The 5545-nt window shown below is 47.9% G+C and carries 2 tRNA genes and 3 rRNA genes; all 5 read left to right on the forward strand.

Annotation, left to right across the window (positions count from 1 at the left end):
• Positions 1-66: 66 nt before the first annotated feature.
• A 16S ribosomal RNA gene (locus FPZ42_RS19045) occupies positions 67-1588 on the forward strand.
• Positions 1589-1798: 210 nt separating this feature from the next.
• A tRNA-Ile gene (locus FPZ42_RS19050) sits at positions 1799-1873 on the forward strand.
• A gap of 90 nt (positions 1874-1963) precedes the next feature.
• A tRNA-Ala gene (locus FPZ42_RS19055) sits at positions 1964-2040 on the forward strand.
• Between the two features lie 266 nt (positions 2041-2306).
• Positions 2307-5186 (forward strand): 23S ribosomal RNA (locus FPZ42_RS19060).
• A gap of 198 nt (positions 5187-5384) precedes the next feature.
• Positions 5385-5496 (forward strand): 5S ribosomal RNA (gene rrf / locus FPZ42_RS19065).
• Together the 16S, 23S and 5S rRNA genes with 2 tRNA genes alongside form the textbook arrangement of a ribosomal RNA operon.
• Positions 5497-5545 lie beyond the last annotated feature (49 nt).

Genomic DNA, 5545 nt, shown 5'->3' on the forward strand with positions numbered 1-5545 from the left:
AGAATAATATTTTTACAGATTTCTATTGATTGAGTTAATAGGGTCTGGATACAAACAACACATTTTACAATGGAGAGTTTGATCCTGGCTCAGGATGAACGCTAGCGGCAGGCCTAATACATGCAAGTCGGACGGGATTGAGAAGCTTGCTTTTCATGAGAGTGGCGCACGGGTGCGTAACACGTATGTAACCTACCTTAATCAGGGGGATAGCCTCTCGAAAGAGAGATTAACACCGCATAAAATCAATTTATGGCATCATAGAATGATCAAATATTTATAGGATTAAGATGGGCATGCGGAACATTAGCTAGTTGGTAAGGTAACGGCTTACCAAGGCTACGATGTTTAGGGGATCTGAGAGGATGACCCCCCACACTGGTACTGAGACACGGACCAGACTCCTACGGGAGGCAGCAGTAAGGAATATTGGTCAATGGGCGCAAGCCTGAACCAGCCATGCCGCGTGCAGGAAGACGGCCCTACGGGTTGTAAACTGCTTTTGTACCGGAATAAACCTTTGTATGTATACGAAGCTGAATGTACGGTAAGAATAAGGATCGGCTAACTCCGTGCCAGCAGCCGCGGTAATACGGAGGATCCAAGCGTTATCCGGATTTATTGGGTTTAAAGGGTGCGTAGGTGGCCTATTAAGTCAGGGGTGAAAGACGGTAGCTCAACTATCGCAGTGCCTTTGATACTGATGGGCTTGAATACACTAGAGGTAGGCGGAATGTGACAAGTAGCGGTGAAATGCATAGATATGTCACAGAACACCAATTGCGAAGGCAGCTTACTATGGTGTCATTGACACTGAGGCACGAAAGCGTGGGGATCAAACAGGATTAGATACCCTGGTAGTCCACGCCCTAAACGATGAACACTCGATGTTGGCGATATACGGTCAGCGTCTAAGCGAAAGCGTTAAGTGTTCCACCTGGGGAGTACGCCCGCAAGGGTGAAACTCAAAGGAATTGACGGGGGCCCGCACAAGCGGAGGAGCATGTGGTTTAATTCGATGATACGCGAGGAACCTTACCCGGGCTTGAAAGTTAGTGAATGAGACAGAGACGTCTCAGTCCTTCGGGACACGAAACTAGGTGCTGCATGGCTGTCGTCAGCTCGTGCCGTGAGGTGTTGGGTTAAGTCCCGCAACGAGCGCAACCCCTATGTTTAGTTGCCAGCATGTAATGATGGGGACTCTAAACAGACTGCCTATGCAAATAGAGAGGAAGGAGGGGACGACGTCAAGTCATCATGGCCCTTACGTCCGGGGCTACACACGTGCTACAATGGATGGTACAGAGGGCTGCTACCTGGCAACAGGATGCCAATCTCTTAAAGCCATTCACAGTTCGGATCGGGGTCTGCAACTCGACCCCGTGAAGTTGGATTCGCTAGTAATCGCGTATCAGCAATGACGCGGTGAATACGTTCCCGGGCCTTGTACACACCGCCCGTCAAGCCATGGAAGCTGGAAGTACCTGAAGTCGGTAACCGCAAGGAGCCGCCTAGGGTAAAGTCGGTAACTGGGGCTAAGTCGTAACAAGGTAGCCGTACCGGAAGGTGTGGCTGGAATACCTCCTTTCTGGAGCATTATCCCGCTAACTACTTTGTTAAACATAACAGCACTGCTGTTACCTGCATTATCTTTTCTTATTATAATGAAACACAAACCCGGAAGATGAAGCCATCAGGGAGCCTGGCACAAGCCCGGAGCACAGTTGGCAGTCAGCAGTTGGCAGTAGGCAGTAAAACACTGATAACTGCGCACTGAAAACTGCAAACTAAAGGAAACAGTCCTGTAGCTCAGCTTGGTTAGAGCACTACACTGATAATGTAGGGGTCAGCAGTTCAAATCTGCTCGGGACTACGAGGTGAAGGTAGCAAATAGCAAGTGTAAAGTAGCAAGAAAACGTCTTGATACTAAATACTAACGACTTGATACTAAAAACATCTGAAAGGGGGATTAGCTCAGCTGGCTAGAGCACCTGCCTTGCACGCAGGGGGTCAACGGTTCGAATCCGTTATTCTCCACCATGCTAAGGGTAACAAGTAGCAAGTATATAGTAGCAAGATTAGTCTTGATACCTGATACTAGCGGCTTGATACTAAGCAAAACGTTCTTTGACATATTGGAAGAAGTAAATTGAAGAGAAGACAACAGTAGGGACTTTTTGAGTCCGAAGTTGAAAGTTCAAAGTAAAAAGTCTCCGGACTTGATACTTGCTACTTGATACTAAAGACTGAAAAGACTCGAAATAATAAAATCGTATCGTGCTGAGCAAAAGCAGCAATGATATTAGAAGAAAGTAAGAAAGGGTACACGGGGGATGCCTTGGCTCTCAGAGGCGATGAAGGACGTGATAAGCTGCGATAAGCACCGGGGATCAGCAAATATGAATTGATCCGGTGATTTCCGAATGGGGAAACCTAACTATTTGAAGAATAGTTGCATAAATGCGCAAACCTGCTGAACTGAAACATCTAAGTAAGCAGAGGAAGAGAAAACAACAGTGATTTCCAGAGTAGTGGCGAGCGAAATGGAAGAAGCCCAAACCGGCTATGTTACGGCATAGCCGGGGTTATAGGACCACAATATGACTACTAAAATGAACCGGAAAGGGGTGGGAAACCCTGCCATAGAGCATGATAGCTGCGTACGGGTAAGTAATAGTAAGATAGTGGTATCCTGAGTACCGCGAGGTTGGAGACGCCTTGTGGGAATTTGCCGGCACCATCCGGTAAGGCTAAATACTCCTGAGAGACCGATAGTGAACCAGTACCGTGAGGGAAAGGTGAAAAGAACCCCGAACAGGGGAGTGAAATAGAACCTGAAACCGTGTACTTACAAGCGGTCGGAGCGGACATGTTCCGTGACGGCGTGCCTTTTGCATAATGAGCCTACGAGTTACTCCTCTCTGGCAAGGTTAAGTGGTTAAGCCACGCAGCCGAAGCGAAAGCGAGTCTGAATAGGGCGTATAGTCAGAGGGGGTAGACGCGAAACCTTGTGATCTACCCATGGACAGGTTGAAGGTGCCGTAACAGGTACTGGAGGACCGAACCGATAAACGTTGAAAAGTTTCCGGATGATCTGTGGGTAGGGGTGAAAGGCTAATCAAACTGGGAAATAGCTCGTACTCCCCGAAATGTTTTTAGGAACAGCGTGGTGGTAAAGTTAGATAGAGGTAGAGCTACTGATTGGGTGCGGGGGAGTCAAATCCTACCAAATCCAGACAAACTCCGAATGCTATTTAATATACACTGCAGTGAGGCTATGGGTGCTAAGGTCCATGGCCGAGAGGGAAAGAACCCAGACCATCAGCTAAGGTCCCCAAATTAACGCTAAGTTGAACTAACGAGGTCCGATTGCACAGACAGCTAGGATGTTGGCTTGGAAGCAGCCATTCATTTAAAGAGTGCGTAACAGCTCACTAGTCGAGCGATCGGGCATGGATAATAAACGGGCATTAAGCGTTATACCGAAGCTATGGATTTACAGTAATGTATCTGGTAGGGGAGCATTCTATATGTCGGTGAAGCAGGAAGGACAACTGACTGTGGAGATTATAGAAAAGCAAATGTAGGCATAAGTAACGATAAGGCGGGAGAGAAACCCGCCCACCGAAAGACTAAGGTTTCCTGATCAACGCTAATCGGATCAGGGTTAGTCGGGGCCTAAGGTGAAGCCGAAGGGCGTAGCCGATGGACAACTGGTTAATATTCCAGTACTTTTTATAACTGCGATGCGGTGACGGAGTAGTGAAACTGACGCGAACTGACGGAATAGTTCGTTAAAGGCCGTAGGTATAGGGTTTGTAGTTAAGTACGCAGACCTTGCTGAAAGCTGATAGTACTCAGAACCTTCGGGGGACGGGATAGTTCAGGTAATCAGACTTCCAAGAAAACCCGCTAAGCTTCAGGTTATAAAAACCCGTACCGTAAACCGACACAGGTAGTCGAGGAGAGAATCCTAAGGTGCTCGAGTGAATCATGGCTAAGGAACTCGGCAAAATGGCCCTGTAACTTCGGGAGAAGGGGCGCTGGCAGCAATGTCAGCCGCAGTGAAAAGGCCCAGGCGACTGTTTAACAAAAACACATGGCTTTGCAAAATCGAAAGATGACGTATAAGGCCTGACACCTGCCCGGTGCTGGAAGGTTAAGAGGGGATGTTAGTCGCAAGGCGAAGCATTGAATCGAAGCCCCAGTAAACGGCGGCCGTAACTATAACGGTCCTAAGGTAGCGAAATTCCTTGTCGGGTAAGTTCCGACCTGCACGAATGGTGTAACGATCTGGGCGCTGTCTCAGCCATGAGCTCGGTGAAATTGTGGTATCGGTGAAGACGCCGGTTACCCGCAACGGGACGGAAAGACCCCATGCACCTTCACTACAACTTAACATTGATATCGGATACAGGATGTGTAGGATAGGTGGGAGGCTGTGATCCTGCTTCGCTAGGAGTAGGTTAGCCAACGTTGAAATACCACCCTTTCTGTATTTGGTGTCTAACCCGATCATGTCGGGGACATTGTTTGGCGGGTAGTTTGACTGGGGTGGTCGCCTCCAAAAAGGTAACGGAGGCTTTCAAAGGTAAGCTCAGTACGCTTGGTAACCGTACGCGGAGTGCAATAGCATAAGCTTGCTTGACAGTGAGACAGACAAGTCGAGCTGGGTCGAAAGACGGATATAGTGATCCGGTGGTTCTGCATGGAAGGGCCATCGCTCAAAGGATAAAAGGTACGCTGGGGATAACAGGCTGATCTCCCCCAAGAGCTCATATCGACGGGGAGGTTTGGCACCTCGATGTCGGCTCGTCACATCCTGGGGCTGGAGAAGGTCCCAAGGGTTGAGCTGTTCGCTCATTAAAGTGGCACGCGAGCTGGGTTCAGAACGTCGCGAGACAGTTCGGTCCCTATCTGTTGTGGGCGTTGGAAGTTTGAGTGGGGCTGACCTTAGTACGAGAGGACCGGGTTGGACTAACCTCTGGTGAATCTGTTATGCCGCCAGGTGTACTGCAGAGTAGCTACGTTGGGAATAGATAAGCGCTGAAAGCATCTAAGTGCGAAACTAGCCACGAGATGAGACTTCCTTATAGGATCGTAGCAGACTACTACGTTGATAGGTTACAGATATAAAGGTGGTGACATCAAAGTCGAGTAATACTAATTATCCGAAGCTTTCTCTAACAGAAGAAATTGCTGTTGTTTTCTCTAAAAATTACTTCTTTCAATAATATGTCATTGTTTGATGATGGTAGCGAGTATATAGTGTCAAGTATATAGATACAAAGCATGCGAAAATCATAAACATATAAAATCTTGTTAGCAGTGTTGGTAAAGGTCTTGATACCTGATACTAACTACTAAATACTAACAAAAGATCTTCAGGTGCCTATATCGGCGGTGTCCACCTCTTCCCATTCCGAACAGAGAAGTTAAGCCCGCCAGAGCCGATGGTACTGCAGTAAAATGTGGGAGAGTAGGTCGGTGCCAACCTTTATTAGAAAGCCTTCACTGGAAACAGGAGAAGGCTTTTTTGCGTTTA

Origin of the sequence: Mucilaginibacter achroorhodeus (genome assembly GCF_007846095.1) — a bacterium.
In the GTDB taxonomy this organism is placed as follows: Bacteria; Bacteroidota; Bacteroidia; order Sphingobacteriales; family Sphingobacteriaceae; genus Mucilaginibacter; species Mucilaginibacter achroorhodeus.